General features: G+C 71.2%; 18 protein-coding genes. 13 read left to right on the top strand and 5 right to left on the bottom strand.

The window, feature by feature from the left end; translation table 11 throughout:
• The first annotated feature begins 22 nt into the window (after positions 1-22).
• The 12 genes from alaS (at position 23) to AB0J46_RS42860 (ending at position 14,467) form a co-directional block, all read left to right on the top strand.
• On the top strand, positions 23-2,695 hold the full coding sequence (gene alaS / locus AB0J46_RS42915; RefSeq protein WP_364340868.1) for an alanine--tRNA ligase: 2,673 nt from the start codon (positions 23-25) through the stop codon (positions 2,693-2,695).
• Position 2,696: 1 nt separating this feature from the next.
• Positions 2,697-3,179: a Holliday junction resolvase RuvX gene (gene ruvX, locus AB0J46_RS42910; RefSeq protein WP_364340866.1), complete on the top strand. Its 483-nt coding sequence runs from the start codon at positions 2,697-2,699 to the stop codon at positions 3,177-3,179.
• Between the two features lie 457 nt (positions 3,180-3,636).
• The gene (mltG, locus tag AB0J46_RS42905) at positions 3,637-4,710 is read left to right on the top strand and encodes an endolytic transglycosylase MltG (RefSeq protein WP_364340864.1); all 1,074 of its coding nucleotides are present in this window, start codon (positions 3,637-3,639) and stop codon (positions 4,708-4,710) included.
• A gap of 211 nt (positions 4,711-4,921) precedes the next feature.
• Entirely contained in the window at positions 4,922-6,079 is a 1,158-nt protein-coding gene (gene mltG, locus AB0J46_RS42900) for an endolytic transglycosylase MltG (RefSeq protein WP_358285788.1), read from the top strand.
• A gap of 81 nt (positions 6,080-6,160) precedes the next feature.
• Positions 6,161-7,042 (top strand): shikimate dehydrogenase, encoded by an 882-nt coding sequence (locus tag AB0J46_RS42895; protein WP_364340862.1) that lies wholly within the window; start codon positions 6,161-6,163, stop codon positions 7,040-7,042.
• 300 nt (positions 7,043-7,342) lie between these two features.
• The gene (infC, locus tag AB0J46_RS42890) at positions 7,343-7,969 is read left to right on the top strand and encodes a translation initiation factor IF-3 (RefSeq protein ID WP_352364978.1); all 627 of its coding nucleotides are present in this window, start codon (positions 7,343-7,345) and stop codon (positions 7,967-7,969) included.
• A gap of 124 nt (positions 7,970-8,093) precedes the next feature.
• Positions 8,094-8,288 carry a 50S ribosomal protein L35 gene (gene rpmI, locus AB0J46_RS42885; RefSeq protein WP_125635662.1) on the top strand — a complete coding sequence of 65 codons (195 nt, stop codon included), beginning with the start codon at positions 8,094-8,096 and terminating at the stop codon, positions 8,286-8,288.
• A 24-nt stretch (positions 8,289-8,312) separates the two neighbouring features.
• On the top strand, positions 8,313-8,699 hold the full coding sequence (gene rplT / locus AB0J46_RS42880) for a 50S ribosomal protein L20 (protein WP_364340860.1): 387 nt from the start codon (positions 8,313-8,315) through the stop codon (positions 8,697-8,699).
• Between the two features lie 76 nt (positions 8,700-8,775).
• Positions 8,776-9,579: an RNA methyltransferase gene (locus AB0J46_RS42875; protein WP_357986153.1), complete on the top strand. Its 804-nt coding sequence runs from the start codon at positions 8,776-8,778 to the stop codon at positions 9,577-9,579.
• A 50-nt stretch (positions 9,580-9,629) separates the two neighbouring features.
• Positions 9,630-10,721 (top strand): ATP-binding protein, encoded by a 1,092-nt coding sequence (locus tag AB0J46_RS42870; protein WP_352364892.1) that lies wholly within the window; start codon positions 9,630-9,632, stop codon positions 10,719-10,721.
• Positions 10,722-10,871: 150 nt separating this feature from the next.
• Positions 10,872-11,912 carry a phenylalanine--tRNA ligase subunit alpha gene (gene pheS / locus AB0J46_RS42865; RefSeq protein WP_352364980.1) on the top strand — a complete coding sequence of 347 codons (1,041 nt, stop codon included), beginning with the start codon at positions 10,872-10,874 and terminating at the stop codon, positions 11,910-11,912.
• Positions 11,912-14,467, top strand: a complete 2,556-nt coding sequence (locus AB0J46_RS42860) for a phenylalanine--tRNA ligase subunit beta (protein WP_364340858.1) — start codon at positions 11,912-11,914, stop codon at positions 14,465-14,467. Before pheS ends, AB0J46_RS42860 begins: the two co-directional genes overlap by 1 nt.
• A 45-nt stretch (positions 14,468-14,512) precedes the next feature.
• Here the strand turns inward: AB0J46_RS42860 and AB0J46_RS42855 are convergent, their stop codons facing one another.
• Positions 14,513-14,848: a hypothetical protein gene (locus AB0J46_RS42855; protein WP_364340856.1), complete on the bottom strand. Its 336-nt coding sequence runs from the start codon at positions 14,846-14,848 to the stop codon at positions 14,513-14,515.
• An 80-nt stretch (positions 14,849-14,928) separates the two neighbouring features.
• Here AB0J46_RS42855 and AB0J46_RS42850 point away from each other — a divergent pair, with 80 nt between their 5' ends.
• Positions 14,929-15,162 (top strand): hypothetical protein, encoded by a 234-nt coding sequence (locus tag AB0J46_RS42850; RefSeq protein ID WP_358285799.1) that lies wholly within the window; start codon positions 14,929-14,931, stop codon positions 15,160-15,162.
• 128 nt (positions 15,163-15,290) lie between these two features.
• Here AB0J46_RS42850 and AB0J46_RS42845 read toward each other — a convergent pair whose 3' ends face one another.
• The 4 genes from AB0J46_RS42845 to AB0J46_RS42830 all read right to left on the bottom strand — a co-directional run bounded on the left by AB0J46_RS42845 (position 15,291) and on the right by AB0J46_RS42830 (position 19,472).
• Positions 15,291-16,598 carry an MFS transporter gene (locus AB0J46_RS42845; protein ID WP_364340854.1) on the bottom strand — a complete coding sequence of 436 codons (1,308 nt, stop codon included), beginning with the start codon at positions 16,596-16,598 and terminating at the stop codon, positions 15,291-15,293.
• 94 nt (positions 16,599-16,692) lie between these two features.
• Positions 16,693-17,052 (bottom strand): nuclear transport factor 2 family protein, encoded by a 360-nt coding sequence (locus AB0J46_RS42840; protein ID WP_364340852.1) that lies wholly within the window; start codon positions 17,050-17,052, stop codon positions 16,693-16,695.
• A gap of 93 nt (positions 17,053-17,145) precedes the next feature.
• Positions 17,146-17,550 carry a hypothetical protein gene (locus AB0J46_RS42835; protein WP_364340850.1) on the bottom strand — a complete coding sequence of 135 codons (405 nt, stop codon included), beginning with the start codon at positions 17,548-17,550 and terminating at the stop codon, positions 17,146-17,148.
• Positions 17,551-17,810: 260 nt separating this feature from the next.
• A complete protein-coding gene (locus tag AB0J46_RS42830) occupies positions 17,811-19,472 on the bottom strand; it encodes a class I adenylate-forming enzyme family protein (RefSeq protein WP_364340848.1) in 1,662 nt (553 codons plus the stop codon).
• Between the last annotated feature and the right edge of the window lie 210 nt (positions 19,473-19,682).

The raw sequence follows: 19,682 nt of genomic DNA, 5'->3' as shown, positions 1-19,682 counted from the left end.
CTACCAGCAAAGGATGGCCACAATGGAGTCGGCAGAGATAGCCCGCCGCTTCCTGCGCTTCTTCGAGGAGCGTGGGCACAAGGTCGTGCCCTCGGCCAGCCTGATCGCTGAGGACCCCACGCTACTCCTGGTTCCTGCCGGTATGGTGCCGTTCAAGCCGTACTTCCTGGGGCAGCGCAAGCCTCCGGCGTCACGGCTGGCCACCGCGCAGAAGTGTGTGCGCACGCCCGACATCGAAGAGGTCGGCAAGACCACCCGGCACGCCACCTTCTTCCAGATGCTCGGCAACTTCTCCTTCGGCGACTACTTCAAGGCCGAAGTGATCCCGTTCGCGTGGGAGCTGCTCACCAGGTCCGAGTCCGACGGCGGCTTCGGCTTCCCCGAGGAGCGGCTGTGGGCCACCGTCTACCTTGAGGACGACGAGGCCTACGACATCTGGCGCAACAAGGTCGGCGTGCCCGAGAGCCGCATCCAGCGCCGCGGCCTGGAGGACAACTACTGGCACATGGGCGTGCCCGGCCCCGGCGGCCCCTGCTCGGAGATCTACTACGACCGCGGCCCCGAGTACGGCAAGGAGGGCGGCCCCGTCGCCGACGAGGACCGCTACCTCGAGGTCTGGAACCTCGTCTTCATGCAGTACCAGCTCAGCCAGGTCCGCACCAAGGTCGACTTCGACATCTCCGGCGAGCTTCCGGCCAAGAACATCGACACCGGCATGGGCCTGGAGCGCATGGCGACGATCCTGCAGGGCGTCGACAACCTCTACGAGATCGACACCACCTACAAGATCCTCGACAAGGCGGCCGAGCTCACCAAGACCCGCTACGGCCGCGACCACCGCGCCGACGTGAGCCTGCGCGTGATCGCCGACCACGTGCGCACCGGCACCATGCTGGTCGCCGACGGCGTCATGCCCGGCAACGAGGGCCGCGGCTACGTGCTGCGCCGCATCCTGCGCCGCTCGGTGCGCAACCTGCGCCTGCTCGGCTCCGGCGACGAGCGCTACATGCACGAGCTGACCGACGTCGCGATCAACGTGATGGGCGAGCAGTACCCCGAGCTCAAGGTCGACGCGCCGCAGATCCACGCGGTCATCGACGCCGAGGAGACGTCCTTCCTCGGCACCCTCCGCACCGGCACCGCGATCTTCGACGTGGCCGTCGAGGAGACCAAGCGCAAGTCCGGCTCGACGCTCTCGGGCGACCAGGCCTTCCAGCTCCACGACACCTACGGCTTCCCCATCGACCTCACCCTGGAGATGGCGGCCGAGCAGGGCCTGAAGGTCGACGAAGAGGGCTTCCGCCGCCTGATGAAGGAGCAGCGGCAGCGGGCCAAGGCCGACGCGGCGGCCAAGAAGACCGGCAACGCCGACATCTCCGTCTTCGGCCACCTGCTGGAGAAGGCCGGCAAGATCGACTTCCTGGGCTACGACGAGACCGAGGCCGAGACCACCGTCGTCGGCATCCTGGTCGACGGCGTCAGCGTGCCGGCGGCCGGCGCGGGCACGACCGTCGAGATCGTGCTCGGCCGCACCCCGTTCTACGCCGAGGGCGGTGGCCAGCTCGCCGACCAGGGCGTCATCCGCACGGCGGGCGCCGAGGTCGAGATCCTCGACGTGCAGTCGCCGCTCAAGGGCCTGATCGTCCACCGCGGCAAGGTCCGCAGCGGTGAGCTGAAGGCCGGCGACGAGGCGCAGGCCGAGATCGACGTCGAGCGCCGCCGGGCCATCTCGCGCAGCCACAGCGCCACCCACCTGGTCCACCGCGGCTTCAAGAACGCGCTGGGCGAGACGGCCGCGCAGGCGGGCTCGGAGAACTCCCCGGGCCGCTTCCGCTTCGACTTCACCGCGGCGGGCGCCGTCCCGGCCAGCGTGCTGCGCGACGTCGAGGACGAGGTCAACGCGGTGCTGATCAACGACCTCAAGGTCAACGCGTTCTACACCTCCCAGGCCGAGGCCAGGGCGATGGGCGCGCTGGCGATGTTCGGCGAGAAGTACGGCGACGAGGTCCGCGTGGTCGAGATCGGCGACTACTCGCGCGAGCTGTGCGGTGGCACCCACGTCCACAGCTCCGGGCAGCTCGGCCTGGTCAAGGTGCTGGGCGAGCAGTCGGTCGGCGCGGGCGTGCGCCGGGTCGAGGCGCTGGTCGGCATCGACGCCTTCCGCTTCCTGGCCCGCGAGAGCGTGCTGGTGGCCCAGCTGTCCGAGCAGCTCAAGGCGCGCCGCGAGGAGCTGCCCGAGCGCATCGAGGGCATCGTCACCCGCCTGCGCACCGCCGAGAAGGAGCTGGAGAAGGTCCGCTCGGCGCAGGTGCTCCAGGTGGCCGGCGAGCTGGCGTCCCAGGCCCGTGACCTGCACGGAGTCTCCGTGGTGACACACCGCGCGCCTGATGGCACCGGCGCCGACGACCTGCGTAAGCTCGCGCTTGATGTGCGTGGCAGATTCCCGGCCGACCGGCCGGCGGTCGTGGTGATCGCCGGCGCCCCCTCCGACCGGCCCGTGGTGGTCGCCGCGGTCAACGAGGCGGGGCGCGAGCGGGGGCTCAAGGCCGGAAGGCTGGTCGGCGTCGCCGCCAAGGCTCTTGGGGGTGGCGGTGGCGGCAAGGACGATGTCGCGCAGGGCGGCGGTACGCGGCCCGAGGCGATCGGCGACGCGCTCGGCCTGGTCGAACAGGCCATCGGCGAGCAGATCGGATGACATGAGGTTCGGTTCGCGGATCGGCGTCGACGTCGGTTCCGTCCGCATCGGCGTGGCGCGCAGCGATCCCAGCGGGACGCTGGCCTCGCCGGTCGAGACCGTACGCCGGGGCAAGGGCGACCTCGACCGCCTCGCCGAGATCGTCGCCGAGCACGAGGCGATCGAGGTGATCGTGGGGTTGCCCACGTCGCTGTCCGGGCGTGAGGGGCAGGCGGCCGGGCTGGCCCGCGCGTTCGCCGCCGAGCTGGCCGGCCGGCTGGCGCCCACGCCCGTGCGGCTGTTCGACGAGCGGCTCACCACGGTCGCGGCCCAGCACGGGCTGCGGGCCAGCGGCGTACGCGCCAAGAAGCAGCGCGGGGTCGTCGACCAGGCGGCCGCCGTCGTGCTGCTCCAGGACGCCCTCGACTCCGAACGCGCCACCGACAGACCACCAGGCAGGCCCGTCGAACCGCCCCCCGCGGCGGCCGACGGACCTGCCTCATGACCGGGCGGCACCACGAGGCCCGTTGTGAGGGCATGGAACGTGCGCGGGCCCCGATCTCGCCCGCCGGGCGTCCGACCGGCGAGGTGGCGGCGTGAACGCCACCCCCGACGACGACGGCGGCGAGGTCATCCCGTTCCTGCGGACGGACTCCGAGCAGGAGACGCACCCGGCGGCCGAGGAGCACCCTGGAGGCAGCCCGCGGCCGGCGGGCGAGAACCCTGCCGGGAGCGGCCCGCGGCCGGCGGATGGGGATCCTGCCAGGAGCACGCCGCACCCAGTGGGCGAGGAGTCTGCCGACAGTGGCCCACGCCTGGTGGGCGAGGGGTCTGCCGAAAGCATGCCGCTTCCGGTGGGCGAGGGGTCTGCGGACAGTGGGCCGCGCCCGGTGGGCGGGAAGTCTGCCGGGAGCATGCCGCATCCGGCGGGCGAGGGGTCTGCCGGTAGTGGCCCGCGCCCGGTGGTTGGGGAGGCCGCCGGGGGCAGTCGGTCGTCGCGCCGTGGCCGGGCCCTGGGCAAGGCGGGGCTGGTCTCCGCCGCGCTGGTCGCCGCCCTGGTGGCGGCGGGCGCGGGCGTGCTCACGGTGGTCAGGCCGTACCTGAGCCCCGAGGACTTCGAGGGCATGGGCAGCGGGACGGTCACCGTCCGCATCCCGCCCGGGGCGAACGCCGAGGAGATCGGCACGGCGCTGGCCGACGCCGGCGTGGTGGCCAGCTCGCGTTCGTTCGTGAACGCGGCCCAGGAGCGGGCCGTGGCCAACCGGCTGCGTCCCGGCCACTACCGGCTGCGCAAGGGCATGGCCGCGGGCGCGGCGCTCGACCTGCTGCTCGCGCCCGCCTCCCGGCTCGTCAGGCGGGTGGCGGTGCCGGAGGGGCTGCGCGCGGGCGAGGTGCTGCGGCGCGTCGCCCAGCTGGCCGCGCTGCCGCTGAAGGAGCTGCAGAGCGTGGACAAGAGCCTGCTCGGGCTGCCCTCGTACGCGCCCGGGATCGAGGGTTTCCTGTTCCCCGCCACGTACGACGTCGAGCCCGGCGACAAGGCGGTGGATGTGCTGGCCGCCATGGTCGAGCGGTGGGGCGTGGCCGCCCGGCAGATCCACCTGGCGGAGGGGGCCCGGCGGCTCGGCCTGACCCCGCTGGAGGCGCTCACGGTCGCCAGCCTCGTGCAGGCGGAGGGCGGCACCGACGCCGATTACCCCAAGATCGCCAGAGTGATCTACAACAGACTCAAGAGCAACACCCCGCTGGAGCTCGACACCACGGTCCTGTACGCGCAGAACCGCCGGTCACTGAAGGTCACGGAGAGCGACACCAAGGTGAACTCGCCCTACAACACCTACCACCGCCGCGGGCTGCCGCCCGGGCCCATCGCCAATCCGGGGGAGAAGGCGCTGCTGGCGGCCCTGAACCCGGCCGCGGGTGATTGGCACTGGTTTGTGACGACGGATCCGGCGCATAGAATCACCAAATTCACCAACAAAGAGAGCGAGTTCGTGAGATACCGGGAAGAGTTGAACAAGAACCTCGGGACGGACTGATGTTCGGCGGGACCCCCCCTGTGCCCGCGCAAAAGCCCCATACCGGGTCATGCGCCCTCTTCCCATCCCCTAGCATGGCTACCCAGAGTGATCTCCGCTGGTCGTGGGAGCATGCCCGGCGGATCCCCCCGTTTCGCCCGGTGAGCTCCGCCGGTTCGGCACAACCGCTTGACGCCGAACGGGCCGTACCGGGAGATTGGCCAGCGCAGCTATGAGCGATCTCGACCTGAACTCCCTGCTCGGCACCGAGGACGACGAGGGCCGGTCCCGGCGCCGTGCCCGCGGCTCCGGCAAGCGCGGCGGCAACCGCCGGCGGCGCAGACGTCGTAACCGGGGCGGCTTCATCGCGCCGTTGCTCGCCTTCGTCGTGCTGGCGGGCATCATCGGCGGCGGCGGCTACTACGGCTACCTGTGGGTCAGCGACGCCCTCGTGCCCGACGACTACACCGGCCAGGGCACCGGCGAGGTGATCGTCGAGATCAAGGACGGCCAGAGCGCGTCGGAGGTGGCCGAGGAGCTGGTGCGCCTCGGCGTCGTGGCCAGCGCCAGGGCGTTCAGCACCGCCATCGGCAACGCCGGCAAGAGCGGGTCGCTGCAGCCCGGCCAGTACAAGATGCGCAAGAAGATGGCGGCGGCCGACGCGGTGGCGATGCTGAGCCCCGAGAACAAGCTGCTGGCCAAGGTGGGCGTCAAGGAGGGCCTGCGGCTGTCCGACACGCTGACCACGCTGGCCAAGGCGACGGGCAAGCCGGCCAAGGGGTTCGCGGCCGCGGCCAAGGACACCGCCGACCTCGACCTGCCGTCGTACGCCAAGGGCAAACTGGAGGGCTACGCCTTCCCGGCCACCTACGAGTTCCCGCCCAACGCCACCCCGGCCCAGATCCTGGGCGCGATGGTCAAGCGGTTCAACCAGACGGCCGACGAGGTCGACCTCGAAGGCGGCGCCAAGGCCCTGGGCCGCAAGCCCCAGGACATCGTGGTCATCGCCAGCATCATCCAGGCCGAGGCCGGCCGGTTCGAGGACATGCCCAAGATCGCCCGCGTCATCTACAACCGGCTCGACCGCGACCCGGAGATGAAGCTGGAGATGGACAGCACGGTCATGTACGCGCTCAACAAGTACCGCACCGCCGCCACCATCGCCGAGACGAAGACCAAGAGCCGGTACAACACGTACATGTACCTCGGCCTGCCGCCGGGCCCGATCTCGAACCCGGGCCAGCACGCCATCGAGGCGGCGCTCAACCCGGCCAAGGGCGACTGGCTCTACTTCGTCGCCACCGACCCCAACAGCCGCGTCACCAAGTTCGCCACCACCGAGGCCGAACGCCAGGCGCTGCTGGCCGAGTACAAGCGGAACGGCGGCTGACCTCCGCCGCGGGAGCCGTCCGACGACCGGCGGCCCCGCGGCGTGGTAGGAGTAGGGACCGTGTTTCCGGAAGGAGTGTCGATGCGGGCTGCGGTCATGGGCTCGCCGATCGGGCATTCGCTCTCGCCCCACCTGCACAGGGCCGCCTACGCGGCGATGGGGCTCGACGGGTGGAGCTACGAGGCGATCGAGTGCGACGAGGCGCGGCTGCCCGGCCTGCTCGCCGGGCTGACCCCCGTGCGCGGGCAGCGCGACGGTGAGCAGGGCGGTGAGCAGGGGCCCGGCGAGCGCGTCTGGGCGGGGCTGTCGCTGACGATGCCGCTCAAGCGCGCCGTGCTGCCGCTCCTCGACACCGTCTCCGACCTGGCCGTCGAGGTGGGCGGGGCCAACACCGTGGTCTTCGCCGACGGCCTGCGCCACGGGCACAACACCGACGTCCACGGCATCGAGCAGGCGCTGGCCGAGGCGGGGGTGCCCGCGCCGCGGTCGGCGACCGTGCTGGGCGGCGGCGCCACGGCCGCCTCGGCGCTGGCGGCCCTGCGCAACCTGGGGCTGTTCGCGGCCACGCTGCTGGTCCGCGACCCGGCCAGGGCGGGGGAGACCGCCGAGGTGGCCGAACGGCTGGGCGTGGCGCTGGCGGTGGAGACGTTCGACAAGCTCGACGCGTACACCGGGGTGGACCTGGTGGTCTCCACGCTGCCCGCGGGGGCCGCCGACGCCTTCGCCGGGCGGCTGGCCCGCGTGCCGGCGCTGTTCGACGTGGTCTACGCCCCCTGGCCCACCAGGGCGGCCACGGCCGTCCGTGACGCGGGCGGCACGATGGTCGGCGGCTTCGCGATGCTCCTGCACCAGGCGGCGCGCCAGGTGGAGCTGATGACCGGCCGCCCGGACGTGCCGGTCGAGGCCATGCGCGCGGCGGGCGAGGCCGAGATCGCCCGGCGGGCCGCGGCCCGTCCGCAGTGATCTTCTTGGCGATTACCCGCGCCGGCGGGATGATTCGAGGCGCGTGCGTGGTTGTGGTAATGTAGCTCTCTGATCGGTCCGGCATGCCTTGCTGGACGCGCAAGCGGAGGTCTCCCTCCCACCCGAGTCGCCGAAAGGTGGCCGGGTCCAGGATCACGCCGGACTCTCCGGGGAGCTCGAGGCCACGAAGCCACAGAGCTCAGTGGCCCCGCATGCGCGACGTGCGGGGCTTTTCGCGTCTTCGGCGCGGAAGGCCCCCGCCACGACGAGCACGTAGGGATCGCAAACCTAGGAGGCCCCATCAGCACTGAGCCCCGCATCAACGAGCGTATCCGAGTTCCCGAGGTTCGCCTCGTGGGCCCGAACGGCGAGCAGGTCGGCATCGTCAGCATTCATGACGCGCTGAAGCTCGCCCAGGAGGCCGACCTCGACCTCGTCGAGGTCGCGGCCACGGCTCGACCGCCCGTGTGCAAGCTCATGGACTACGGCAAGTTCAAGTACGAGTCCGCGATGAAGGCGCGCGAGGCGCGCAAGAATCAGGCGCACACGATCATCAAGGAGATCAAGCTCCGGCCGAAGATCGACCCGCACGACTACGAGACCAAGAAGGGTCACGTGGTGCGGTTCCTCAAGGCGGGGGACAAGGTCAAAGTCACGATCATGTTCCGCGGACGTGAGCAGTCCCGGCCGGAGCTCGGCTTCCGGCTGCTGCAGCGGCTGGCGGAGGACGTCCAGGAGCTCGGGTTCGTGGAGTCCCAGCCCAAGCAGGACGGCCGTAACATGATCATGGTGATCGGTCCGCACAAGAAGAAGGCCGAGGCCAAGGCCGAAAAGGCTGCCGCCAAGGCGCAGCGTGGCGAGGAGCCTTCCGCGTCGGAAGAGGAGTCTTCCGTACAGGAAGCGGAACCTTCCGTACAGGAAGCGTGACCTGCGGCTGGGGTCAGCCTCACACCACGCGCCCCGGCAGCCACCGGCAGACGAACCAGCCGCGACCGGGCCGGCCAGCACCGGCCCGGCCACCGGCACGACCGAATTGAGGAGAGACGGCGACATGCCGAAGATGAAGACGCACAGCGGTGCGAAGAAGCGGTTCCGGCTCACCGGCACCGGCAAGCTCAAGCGCCGCCGCGCCAGCCGCGCGCACTACAACGAGTGGAAGTCGTCCACGCTGACGCGTCGTCTCAAGGGTGAAGTCGTCGTTTCGCCGGCAGACACCAAGAAGATCAAGAAGCTGCTCGCCAAGTAGCGCGAACCCCCGGGGAGAAGAAACATGGCACGCGTGAAGCGGGCGCTCAACGCCAAGAAGAAGCGCAAGGTCGTCCTCGACAGGGCGAGCGGTTACCGTGGCCAGCGGTCGCGGCTGTACCGCAAGGCCAAGGAGCAGATGCTCCACTCGATGACGTACGCCTACCGGGACCGCAAGGACCGTAAGGGTGCGTTCCGCCGTCTGTGGATCCAGCGGATCAACGCCGCTGCCCGCGCCAACGGCATCACCTACAACCGCCTGATCCAGGGCCTGCGCCTGGCCAACATCGAGGTCGACCGCAAGATCCTCGCTGACCTCGCGGTCAACGACGGCGCGACCTTCGCCACGCTCGTCGAGGCCGCCAGGAAGGCGCTCCCGGCGAACGTGAACGCTCCGGCCACCGCGAGCTGAGGTCGCCTTCAGACACAGAGGGCCCACCGTCACGGTGGGCCCTTTTGTTATATCCACGCACGATCAGGGGGAGAGCATGGCCGGGTCCGAGCTGACCAACGTGAAGTCGCCGAGGGTGAAGGCCGCACGCAGGCTCACCAAGCGCGCCTTCAGGGAGCAGGACCGCAGGTTCCTGGCCGAAGGGCCGCAGGCGGTGCGCGAGGCGCTCAAGCTCGACGGGGTGACGCTGGAGCTGTTCACCACGGCCGAGGCCGAGCTGCGGCACGCCGAGCTCATCACCCAGGCCACGCTGCAGGGGGTGCCCGTCCACCGGGCCAGCGGCGAGGTCATGTCCGAGCTGTCCCAGACGGTGACCCCGCAGGGGCTGCTGGCGGTGTGCCGGCTCGTGCACGTGCCGCTGGAGGAGGCGCTGGCCGGGGAGCCGAAGCTGGTCGCGATGCTGGCGCACGTACGCGACCCGGGCAACGCCGGCACCGTCATGCGGGCGGCCGACGCCGCCGGGGCGGACGCGGTGATCTTCACCGACGCCTCCGTCGACCCCTACAACGGCAAGTGCGTACGCGCCAGCGCGGGCAGCCTGTTTCATCTGCCGGTCGTCATCGGTGCACCGGTCGCCGCCGCCGTGCGTCAACTGAGGGAGCGGGGCATGCGCGTGCTGGCGGCCGACGGCGCGGGCAAGCACACGCTCGACGACGTGGATCTTTCCGGACCGACTGTGTGGATCTTCGGGAACGAGGCCTGGGGACTGCCGGAGGAGATACGCGCCGAGGCGGACGATGTGGTCAGAGTGCCCATCTACGGACAGGCTGAAAGTCTCAACCTGGCCACCGCCGCGGCGGTGTGCCTTTACTCCTCCGCCAGGGCTCAGCGAGTGCCCTAGGCGGCCGGAAACCCGCTATTGTCGGCGTTGTAGGCGGAGGAGGCGAGGTCGTGCACGGCGCAGAAACCGACGGGCGAGTCGTGGCCGCCGCGTGCACGATCTCCATCGACGACCTCCCCGACGGTCTTATCGTGACCGACCGATATGGGTGTGTGCTGGCCGTCAACCGGGCCGCCGCCCGGCTCACCCGGGTCGCCATGGAGCGCGCCGTGGGCCGGGAGATGAACGAGGTCTTCCCCTTCCGCGACCACGACGGGCGCGAGTGGTGGAAGGCGCTCGATCCCGAGGGCGGGCTGCGTACCAGGACCAGGGTCCCCGAGCGGCCGCTGCACCTGCCGGGCGGCCAGGAGCTCTACGTCGCGGCCCGGCTGGTGCGCGAGCCCGAGCGCGGCGGCGAGGTCGAGCGGGTCACGATCACCCTGCGCGACGGCGGCGCCCGCGCCCGGCTGGAGCGCAGCCGCGCCGACCTGGTCTCCACCGTGGCCCACGAGCTGCGCTCGCCGCTGACCAGCGTCAAGGGCTTCACCGCCACCCTGCTGGCCAAGTGGACGCGCTTCACCGACGAGCAGAAGCGCGTCATGCTGGAGACCGTCAACAACGACGCCGACCGCGTCACCCGGCTCATCACCGAGCTGCTCGACGTCTCGCGCATCGAGTCCGGGCGGCTGGAGGTGCGCCGCCAGGTCGTCGACGTGCCGGCCAGGGCGCGCCGGCTGGTCGCCGGCCGGGTCGCGGCGGGCGACTCGGAAGACCGCTACCGCCTGATCGTCGGCGACCGTTTGCCGGAGATGTGGCTCGACCAGGACAAGATCGACCAGATTCTGGGTAATCTGGTGGAGAACGCGGTGCGCCACGGGCGTGGCACCGTGACGATCGAGATCGAGTCCGTCGGATGGGGAGTGGCCGTGTCGGTGCGCGACGAGGGCGAGGGCATCGAGCCCGAGCTGGCTCCGCGCGTCTTCCGGCAGTTCTGGCGGGGCGGCAACAGCCGCCGGCGCGGCGGCACCGGGCTCGGCCTGTTCATCGTGAAGGGCCTGGTCGAGGCGCACGGCGGCACGATCACCGTGCAGCGTGCGCCCGAGGGCGGCGCGGAGTTCCGATTTACCGTGCCCACCGGCACACCCGACTTCGCCACGGTCTGAAGCCCCGAGCGGCTCGACCCCCGTCGAAGTCGGTCCGGTGGGCGGGCCCCACTAGACTCATTTCCGCTCAAGCCCTGGATACGGAGCTCACTCTTGTCTGACTACGACCCCGTCGAGGTGACGCCGTTGCATGCCGACGAGCTGTCCCGCATGGAGGCCGACGCCCTCACGGCGATCAAGGCGGCCGACAGCCTCGACGCACTCAAGCAGGCCAGGCTGGCGCACGCGGGCGACCGCTCGCCCATCGCCCTGGCCAACCGCGAGATCGGCGCCCTGCCGCCGGCCGCCCGCGCCGAGGCCGGCAAGCGCGTCGGCGGCGCCCGCAGAGCGATCAACGAGGCGCTGGCCGCCCGCCAGGCCGAGCTGGAGGCCGAACGCGACGCCCGGGTGCTCGTCGAGGAGACCGTCGACGTCACCCTGCCGTGGGACCGGCGGCCGCGCGGCGCCCGTCACCCGCTGACCACGCTGCAGGAGCGCGTCGCCGACGCGTTCGTCGCCATGGGCTACGAGGTCGCCGAGGGCCCCGAGCTCGAAGGCGAGTGGTTCAACTTCGACGCGCTCAACATCGCCACCGACCACCCCGCCCGCTCCGAGCACGACACGTTCTTCGTGGACTCCACCGAGTCGGGCATGGTGCTGCGCACCCAGACCTCGCCGGTGCAGATCCGCGCGCTGCTCCAGCGCGAGCTGCCGGTCTACGTGATCTCGCCGGGCAAGACGTTCCGCACCGACGAGCTCGACGCCACCCACACCCCGGTCTTCCACCAGACCGAGGGGCTGGCCGTCGACGAGGGCCTGACCATGGCCCACCTCAAGGGCACGCTCGACAGGTTCGCCGAGGTCATGTTCGGCGAGGGCATCACCACCCGGTTCCGGCCGAACTACTTCCCCTTCACCGAGCCGTCCGCCGAGATGGACCTGAAGTGCTTCGTCTGCCGCGGCGCCTCGGCGATCCCCGGCAACCCGCCGTGCCGCACCTGCAAGTCCGAGGGCTGGATCGAGTGGGGCGGCTGCGGCATGGTCAACCCGCGGGTGCTCATCGCCTGCGGCGTCGACCCCTCGCGCTACTCCGGGTTCGCGTTCGGCATGGGGATCGAGCGCACGCTGATGTTCCGCCACAACGCCGAAGACATGCGAGACATGATCGAGGGGGACGTGCGCTTCACGCTCCCGTTCGGAATGGAGATCTGATGAAGGTCCCGCTCTCCTGGCTGCGGGAGTACGTCGATCTCCCGGCGGCCACCGCGCACGAGGTGGCCGACAGGCTCACCATGGCCGGGCTCAAGCTCGAGGCCATCACCTCCTACGGCCACGACGTCAAGAACGTCGTCGTCGGCGAGGTGCTGGAGATCGAGGAGCTCACCGGCTTCAAGAAGCCGATCAGGCACTGCAAGGTCGAGGTGGGCGAGGCGACGCCGCGCGAGATCGTCTGCGGCGCCACGAACTTCGTCGCCGGCGACCGCGTCCCCGTCGTGCTGCCCGGCGGCGTGCTGCCGGGCGGGTTCGAGGTGGGCGCGCGCAAGACGTACGGGCGCATGTCCGAGGGCATGATCTGCTCCGAGCGCGAGCTGGGCCTCGGCGACGACCACAACGGCATCATGGTGCTGCCCGCCGGCACGCCCATCGGCACCGACGTGGTCGAGCTGCTCGGCCTGCGCGACGACGTGATCGAGCTGGAGATCACGCCCGACATCGGCTACGCGCTGTCCGTCCGCGGCGTGGCCCGCGAGGTGGCCACCGCGTTCGGCGTGGCCTTCCGCGACCCGGCCGACGTCGAGGTGCCCGCCGAGAGCGAGCCGTCCTGGCCGGCCTCCATCGGCGACCCGACGGCCTGCGACCGGTTCGTGCTGCGCGAGGTGCGCGGCTTCGATCCGGCCGCCCAGAGCCCGCTGTGGATGCGGGTGCGGCTGAGCCGGTCCGGCATGCGCCCGGTGTCGCTGGCCGTCGACATCACCAACTACCTGATGCTGGAGCTGGGCCAGCCGCTGCACGCCTTCGACCGGTCGAAGCTGACCGGCGAGATCGTCGTCCGGCGGGCCCGGGAGGGCGAGCGGCTGGAGACGCTCGACCACGTCGTGCGCGAGCTCGACCCCGACGACATCCTCATCACCGACCAGTCGGGCCCGATCTCCATGGCGGGCACGATGGGCGGCCTGGAGACCGAGATCTCCGACGGCTCGACCGACATCGTCATCGAGGCCGCCCACTTCTCGGCCACCGGCATCTCGCGCGAGTCGCGCCGGCACGGGCTGGTCTCGGAGGCGTCCAAGCGGTTCGAGCGCGGCGTCGACCGTGAGCTGCCGCTGGTCGCCTCCTGGCGGGCGGTGCGCATGCTGGCCGAGCTGGGCGGCGCGACCGTGCAGCCCGGCGTGACGCACGCCGAGGTCGACGTCACGCCGGCGCGCATCGCGATCCCGGCCGGTCATCCGTCGGCCGTGGCGGGCGTCCCGTACTCCAAGGAGGTCGTCGTCGGCCGCCTGGAGCAGGTGGGCTGCCTCGTGACCGACGGCGACGACCCGGCCGTGCGCGAGGGCGGCGTCGACCCGACCGGCGTCGTGACCGGCGGCGAGCTGGCCGCCAGGCTGGCCGTCACCGGCCCCGACATGATCACGGTCACCCCGCCGTCGTGGCGGCCCGACCTCACCGACCCCAACGACCTGGCCGAAGAGGTCATCCGGCTCGAAGGCTACGACCGGCTGCCGTCGGTGCTGCCCAGCGCCCCGGCGGGCGCCGGGCTGACCGAGGGGCAGCGGCTGCGCCGGCGGGTCGGCCGGGCGCTGGCCGAGGGCGGCTACGTCGAGGTGCTCAGCTACCCGTTCATCGGGGCCGACGACTTCGACCGGCTGCAGCTGCCCGCCGACGACGCGCGACGCCGGGCCATGCGCCTGGCCAACCCGCTGTCGGAGGACGAGCCGCTGATGCGCACGACACTGCTGCCCGGCCTGCTCAAGACGCTGGTCCGCAACGTCGGGCGCGGCTTCGGCGACGTGGCGCTGTTCGAGACGGGCGCGGTCTACCGGCCCCGGGAGAACGCCCCCGCCGCCGCTCCGGTGCTCGGCGTCTCGCGCCGTCCCACCGAGGAGGAGCTGGCCTCGATCGAGGCGGCGCTGCCCGACCAGCCGCTGCGGGTCGCGGTCGTGCTGGCCGGGGAGTTCGAGCGGTCCGGCTGGTGGGGCTCGGGCCGGCAGGCCTCATGGGCCGACGCCGTGCAGGCCGCCCGGCTGATCGCGGCCGAGTCGCGGGTCGAGCTGTCCATCAGCGCCGACCAGCACGAGCCGTGGCACCCGGGCCGGTGCGCCGCCCTCTACGTGGGCGACACGCTGGTGGGGCACGCCGGTGAGCTGCACCCGCGGGTCATCGAGGCGTACGGGCTGCCGCTGCGCACCGCCGCCATGGAGCTGGAGCTGTCGCGGCTGGAGTCGGCCATGCCGGGGCCGGTGCAGGCGCCGCCGGTGTCCCCGTACCCGGTGGCGACGCAGGACGTGGCGCTGATCGTGCCCGACTTCACGCCGGTGGCCGACGTGGAGGCGGCGTTGCGCGACGGGGCCGGCGAGCTGCTGGAGTCGGTGCGGCTGTTCGACGTCTACGCGGGTGAGCAGGTGGGCGAGGGGAACAAGTCGCTCGCCTACACGATGCGGTTCCGGGCGGCGGGCCGTACGTTGACGGTCGAGGAGACGACGGCGGCCAGGGACGCGGCGGTGGCGATGGCGGCCGACCGCGTGGGAGCCCAGCTCCGCAGCGCCTGAGCCGATCAGAGGGGGCCGGTACGGATCGTCGTACCGGCCCCTTTGTCATGTGTTCAACGTGGTGAGGTCGATGTCGATGTCGAACGGGACGGTCAGCTTGAGCCGGTCGTGGGGGATGCCCGCCTCGGCGTAGAGGGTGGGCTTGCGCTTCCTGTCGCGCACCTCGGTGACGGGCGAGACCACCTCGACGGCCAGGATGACATCCTCGGCCTGGTAGCAGGTCAGCGCCTCGTCGGAAGGCGCCTGCGGCCCCAGGACGATCAGGCTTCCGTCGATCAGCTCTGTGTGCGGAGGCAGATCCGGAATGTGATCGAGGTCCTCGGCGACGTAGCCCTGCGGTGGAGGGAAGGCCCAGTCGGGGAGGATCGCTTCGGCAGGCATCGTCCAACGCTAATCAACGCACTTCGCTCACGCTTGGTGAACGAACGTACACGTGTGCAAGTCGCGGGAGAATGTGGGGCATGAGGGAGTTGCTGGTGTTCGGCGAGCGTGGGGATGCCGAGGAGGTCGCCGAGACGCTGGGGGAGTGGTTCCCGGGGCTCGGGGTGCCGCGGGTGGTGCGGGAGACGCTCGCCGGTGAGGACGACGCCGAGGACGCCCAGTGGCTCGTCGTCGTGGAGGGGCTCGACGAGCAGGCCCTCGGCCAGGTCGACGAGCTGGTGGAGCGGTACGACGGCTGGCGGGAGCGGGAGTAGGGCGCCCCGCCCGATGGAGCCGTCCCGGCCGGTGGAACGGCCGCGCGGGGTGAGCCGGTCCGGCCGGTGGAACGGCCGCGCGGGGTGAGCTGGTCCGGTCGGTGGAACGGCTGCCGATGGCGGGTCGGTCAGGCCGGGGTGGGCTGGTCGGAGGACTGCTCGATGCGGCGGGCGCGTTCGGCGATCGCGTGTTCGTCGGTTCTGGCGTCGTAGCGGCGGAATTTCGGCAGGGCGGCGGCCAGGCCGAGGACGGCGCCCACGCACAGCAGGCCGCCCGCGCCCAGTGAGAACCGGGTGCCGCCGAAGTTGGCCATCAGGCTCGCGCGGGCGTTGCCCAGCATCGGGCCGCTGGCGTACGACAGCAGCTCGATGCCCGCCAGCCGCCCGCGCAGCTCCTGCGGGATGGTCTGGTTCCACATCGTCGTCCGGAAGATGCCGCTGATCATGTCGGCCGCGCCGGCCAGCGCGATGCACAGGAAGACCAGCCACACGCTCGGGGCCAGCGCGGTCAGCGTCATCGCCACGCCCCACAGCGCCGCCGCGACGATCACGCCGAGGCCCTGCCGCTGGACGCGGGCCGTCCAGCGGCCGGTCACCGAGGCGGCCAGGGCGCCCACGGCGGCGGCGGAGTACAGCAGGCCGAGCGACTCGGGTGAGCCCAGCTCGTCGGCCAGGAACGGGAACAGCGCGTTGGACATGGCGAACACCATGGCCGCGATGTCCACCAGGTACGTGCCCATGAGGTCGCCGCGGCCGGTGGCGTACCGCACGCCCTCGACCAGAGAGCTGAGCGAGGCGGGCGCGGCGTCCTCGACGTGGGGCAGCGACCTGATGCGCCACAGCAGCGCCAGGGAGAGCACGAAGGTCGCCGTGTCGATGGCGTAGGCGACGTGCGTGCCGAGGTGCACCAGCAGCAGGCCGCCCAGCGCCGGGGCGACGATCGCGCCGACGTTCCAGCGCAGGCTGTTGAGCACCGCCGCCGCGGCCTGCTGGTCGTGCCGGACCACCTGCTGCATCACCGCCTCCAGGCTCGGACGCTGCAGGCAGGCGATGCCGGTGGACAGGGCGCCCATCACGTACAAAACCCAGACCTGCGGGTGGGGGAGCATCGCGTTGACCACGAGCGCGGCGGTGGTGACCAGCAGGCCGAGCTCGCTCAGCACGATGATCCGGCGGCGGTCGAGCGCGTCGGCGATCGCGCCGCCCCACAGCCCGCACACCACCATCGGGACGAACTCCGCCAGGCTCATCATCCCGACCGCGACGTAGGAACCGGTCAGCTCCTTCATCTGGTACGGCAGCGCCACCATGGTGATCATCGTGCCGAACATGGTGACGACGCCGGCGCCGAACAGCAGGCGGTAGTCGCGGGAGTCGCGCAGCGGGCTCAGGTCGGGGAAGAGGTGACGGAGCAGGCGCAGGATTGGTGCGGGCACGAAGTCTGATTGTCGGACCACGTCCGCGATGAGGGCAAATCATTTAGGAACGGCGAAGGCCCCCGGGGAACCGGGGGCCTTCGCGGGAGGGGGGTCAGGCGGCGGGCACCTTGTCGAGGAAGCCGAGGACCCTGCGGATCCGGCCGTCCTCGGCCAGCTCGACCACGTCGAAGCCGACGGCCAGGGGCTCCTCGCCGGCCGGGCCGAGGTGCCAGGTGAAGCGGGCGATGTGGTGGTGGGCGTCGAACACCTCGCCCGGCGTGAACACCAGGCCGGGGAACATGCCCTGCGCGCCCTCGATCACGGCGGCGATCCCGGCGTGCCCGGCCACGTCGGCCATCGGGTCGGTGTAGGTCGCGTCCTCGGTCCACAGCTCGGCGACGGCCTTGGCGCGGGCGTCGGCGTCGGTCTCGTTCCAGGCGGCGATGTAGCGCTCGACGAGTTCGGTGGTCATGATGATCTCACTTTCTTCCAGGAGTTCTTTCAACGGTTCTCAGAAGGCGGTTCTCAGAAGGCGGTTCTCAGAAGGCGGTTCTCAGGAGAGGTGTCAGCGGCGGGCCTTGCGCAGGCCGGTGATCTGCAGCTCCGCGAACAGCCCCACGACCAGGGCCTGGGCGATGGCCCAGACGGCGCCGAGCGTGCTGAACTCGAGCGCGCCGGTCACGACGGCGGCCACGCCGGCCAGGGTCCAGACGATGTTCAGGCCGACGACGACCTTGACGGCGGCCGGGTTGATCGCGGGGCGGGAGGCCAGCAGGCCGACGGCGGCGCCGTACACGAGCAGGAAGATCCCGATCTCGCGCAGCAGGCCCGCGCCCGGGCCGAGCAGGTCGCTCGCCGGGCCGGCCAGGGCCAGGTAGACCAGCCCGTTGACGCCGGTGACGACGGCGTCCGCGGCGAGCGCGAGGCGCAGGAACCTGGTCCGGTCGGCGGTGACGGTGAGGGCGGTCATCTTGGCTCCTTCAAGTGCTGGTTGCGACACTTGAACGATGTCAGCCGGGGCGTAGGGGCCGCGATTACGCGCCAGGTAATGAAGTCCGCGAACCGGTCGCCGACCTGCGGGTTCTCCGGAGAAAAAGGAAGGGGGCGCCCCCTTGCGGAGGCGCCCCGGAGGGGTTTCAGGAGGATGCGAGGTCGCGGAAGCGGGGTCCGGGAGGGTACGGCTTCCCTGAAGTGGGGTTCAGGAGCGTGCGACGTCCCGGGAGGGGATGGTCAGGAGCCGAGGATCTCGCGGCGTAGGTGGGTCTTGAGGATCTTGCCGCCGGGGTTGCGGGGCAGCTCGCCCTCACGGAACCACACGTGCGCCGGGATCTTGAACTTGGCGATCCGGTCCGCCAGGAACGAGCGCAGCTCCTCGGCCGTGACCGACCGGCCCGGCGCCGGCCGGATCACCGCGCCGACCTCCTCGCCCAGCTCGTCGTGCGGGACGCCGATCACCGCCACGTCGTCCACCGCCGGGTGCTCGAACAGGGCGGCCTCGACCTCGGCGCAGTAGACGTTCTCGCCGCCCCTGATCACCATGTCCTTGGCGCGGTCCACGATGTAGACGAAGCCCTCCTCGTCGATCCTGGCCAGGTCGCCGGTGTGCAGCCAGCCGTCCACGAACGTCTGCGCCGTGGCCTCGGGCTGGTTCCAGTAGCCCATGATCACGTTCGGGCCGCGCACGCACAGCTCGCCCACCTCGCCGGCGGGCAGCTCGGCGCCCATGGGGTCCACCACGCGCACGTCCACGACGGCCGAGGGCATGCCGATGCTGTCGGGCCTGGCGTGGTACTCGGCGCCGCCGTTGCCGATGGCCAGGGCGGTCGTCTCGGTCATGCCGTAGCCGTTGGAGGGCGCGCGGTCGGGCAGGTTCGTGGTGATGCGCTCCAGCAGCTTGGGCGGGGCGGGGGCGCCGCCGTAGCCGAGGGTGGTCAGCGACGACAGGTCGTACTTGCCGAAGTCGGGGTGCGACATGAGCTGCCAGGCGTTGGTCGGCACGCCGATCATCGTGGTGACGCGCTCCCGCTCGATCAGCCGCAGCGCCTGCTCGGGGTCCCACTTGTACATGAGCACCACGCCGCCGCCGGTGAACATCGAGGTGATCATGGCGGAGAAGCAGCCGGTGACGTGGAACAGCGGCACGGTCAGCAGCGTCACCCGGCGCACGCTCGCCGCCGCGCCCGCGTCCTTGCCGGCCATGGTGACCGAGCGGACCAGGCCGTAGGCCACGGTCATGGGGGACTGGCCGAGGTTGCGGTGGCTGCCCAGCGCGCCCTTGGGCCGGCCGGTGGTGCCGGAGGTGTAGAAGATCGTCGCCGGGTCCTCGGGGGACAGCTCGACGTCGGGCAGCCGCACGTCGGCGGTGACCTCGCCCAGCACGTCGCCGAACGACCGCGCGCCCTCGGGCACCTCGCCCCTGGTCACGATCATCGGCACGCCCGTGGAGGCCAGCCTGACCGCCCGCTCGCCGTCGGCGATCAGCACCTTGGCCCCCGAGTCGTGCACGCCGTAGGCCAGCTCGGCCTCCGTCCACCAGGCGTTCAGCGGTACGGCGATGGCCCCGGCGGCCAGCGCGGCCGAGAACGAGACCACCCATTCCGGGTAGTTGCGCATGGCGATGGCAACGCGGTCGCCCTTGGCGACGCCGTACTCCTCGACCAGGCGGCGGGCCAGGGTGGCGGCGCGGCGGAAGTGCTCCTCGAAGGTGATGTGCTCGTCCTCGTAGGCCAGGAAGACCTGCTCGCCGTGGAACCTGCTGGTCTCCAGCAGGGCGCGGAAGTGTGCCGGCGCGTGCTTCCACGTGCGTACCCCGGTGTCGCCGATCTCCTCGGTCTCGAAAAGCTGGCCGGGGCCGGTGAGCTGGGCTTGGACCTGGGCGTGCGAAAGGGACATGCGCAGAACTCCCGCATCAGACGATTCTTCTGGACTTTCACAGTACCGACCGGTAGGTACGTCGCGCTAGAGCAGCCAAAACCCGGGGGACAGGTGCTCGTGAAAGTTTCACGTAGAAGCCGATATTTTTCGCTCGCCAACTGCTCTTTTGGGGGCGGCGCGCGATCGGCATTGACCGTTCCCCTGCATGTCAATACCGTCTGCGATGCG

The sequence above is a fragment of the Nonomuraea sp. NPDC049758 genome (genome assembly GCF_040674635.1).
Taxonomy (GTDB): domain Bacteria; phylum Actinomycetota; class Actinomycetes; order Streptosporangiales; family Streptosporangiaceae; genus Nonomuraea.
Note: the sequence above shows the minus strand (reverse complement) of the source record. Positions and strands in the feature narration are given on the sequence as shown.

Coding starts and splice junctions, on each gene's coding strand:
- AB0J46_RS42855 (WP_364340856.1), bottom strand. CDS start 14,848: ATGCCTGCCGAAGCGATCCTCCCCGACTGGGCCTTCCCTCCACCGCAG.
- ruvX (WP_364340866.1), top strand. CDS start 2,697: ATGAGGTTCGGTTCGCGGATCGGCGTCGACGTCGGTTCCGTCCGCATC.
- rplT (WP_364340860.1), top strand. CDS start 8,313: ATGGCACGCGTGAAGCGGGCGCTCAACGCCAAGAAGAAGCGCAAGGTC.
- AB0J46_RS42895 (WP_364340862.1), top strand. CDS start 6,161: ATGCGGGCTGCGGTCATGGGCTCGCCGATCGGGCATTCGCTCTCGCCC.
- AB0J46_RS42875 (WP_357986153.1), top strand. CDS start 8,776: ATGGCCGGGTCCGAGCTGACCAACGTGAAGTCGCCGAGGGTGAAGGCC.
- mltG (WP_358285788.1), top strand. CDS start 4,922: ATGAGCGATCTCGACCTGAACTCCCTGCTCGGCACCGAGGACGACGAG.
- AB0J46_RS42835 (WP_364340850.1), bottom strand. CDS start 17,550: ATGACCGCCCTCACCGTCACCGCCGACCGGACCAGGTTCCTGCGCCTC.
- AB0J46_RS42860 (WP_364340858.1), top strand. CDS start 11,912: ATGAAGGTCCCGCTCTCCTGGCTGCGGGAGTACGTCGATCTCCCGGCG.
- AB0J46_RS42840 (WP_364340852.1), bottom strand. CDS start 17,052: ATGACCACCGAACTCGTCGAGCGCTACATCGCCGCCTGGAACGAGACC.
- AB0J46_RS42830 (WP_364340848.1), bottom strand. CDS start 19,472: ATGTCCCTTTCGCACGCCCAGGTCCAAGCCCAGCTCACCGGCCCCGGC.
- pheS (WP_352364980.1), top strand. CDS start 10,872: ATGGAGGCCGACGCCCTCACGGCGATCAAGGCGGCCGACAGCCTCGAC.
- alaS (WP_364340868.1), top strand. CDS start 23: ATGGAGTCGGCAGAGATAGCCCGCCGCTTCCTGCGCTTCTTCGAGGAG.
- rpmI (WP_125635662.1), top strand. CDS start 8,094: ATGCCGAAGATGAAGACGCACAGCGGTGCGAAGAAGCGGTTCCGGCTC.
- AB0J46_RS42850 (WP_358285799.1), top strand. CDS start 14,929: ATGAGGGAGTTGCTGGTGTTCGGCGAGCGTGGGGATGCCGAGGAGGTC.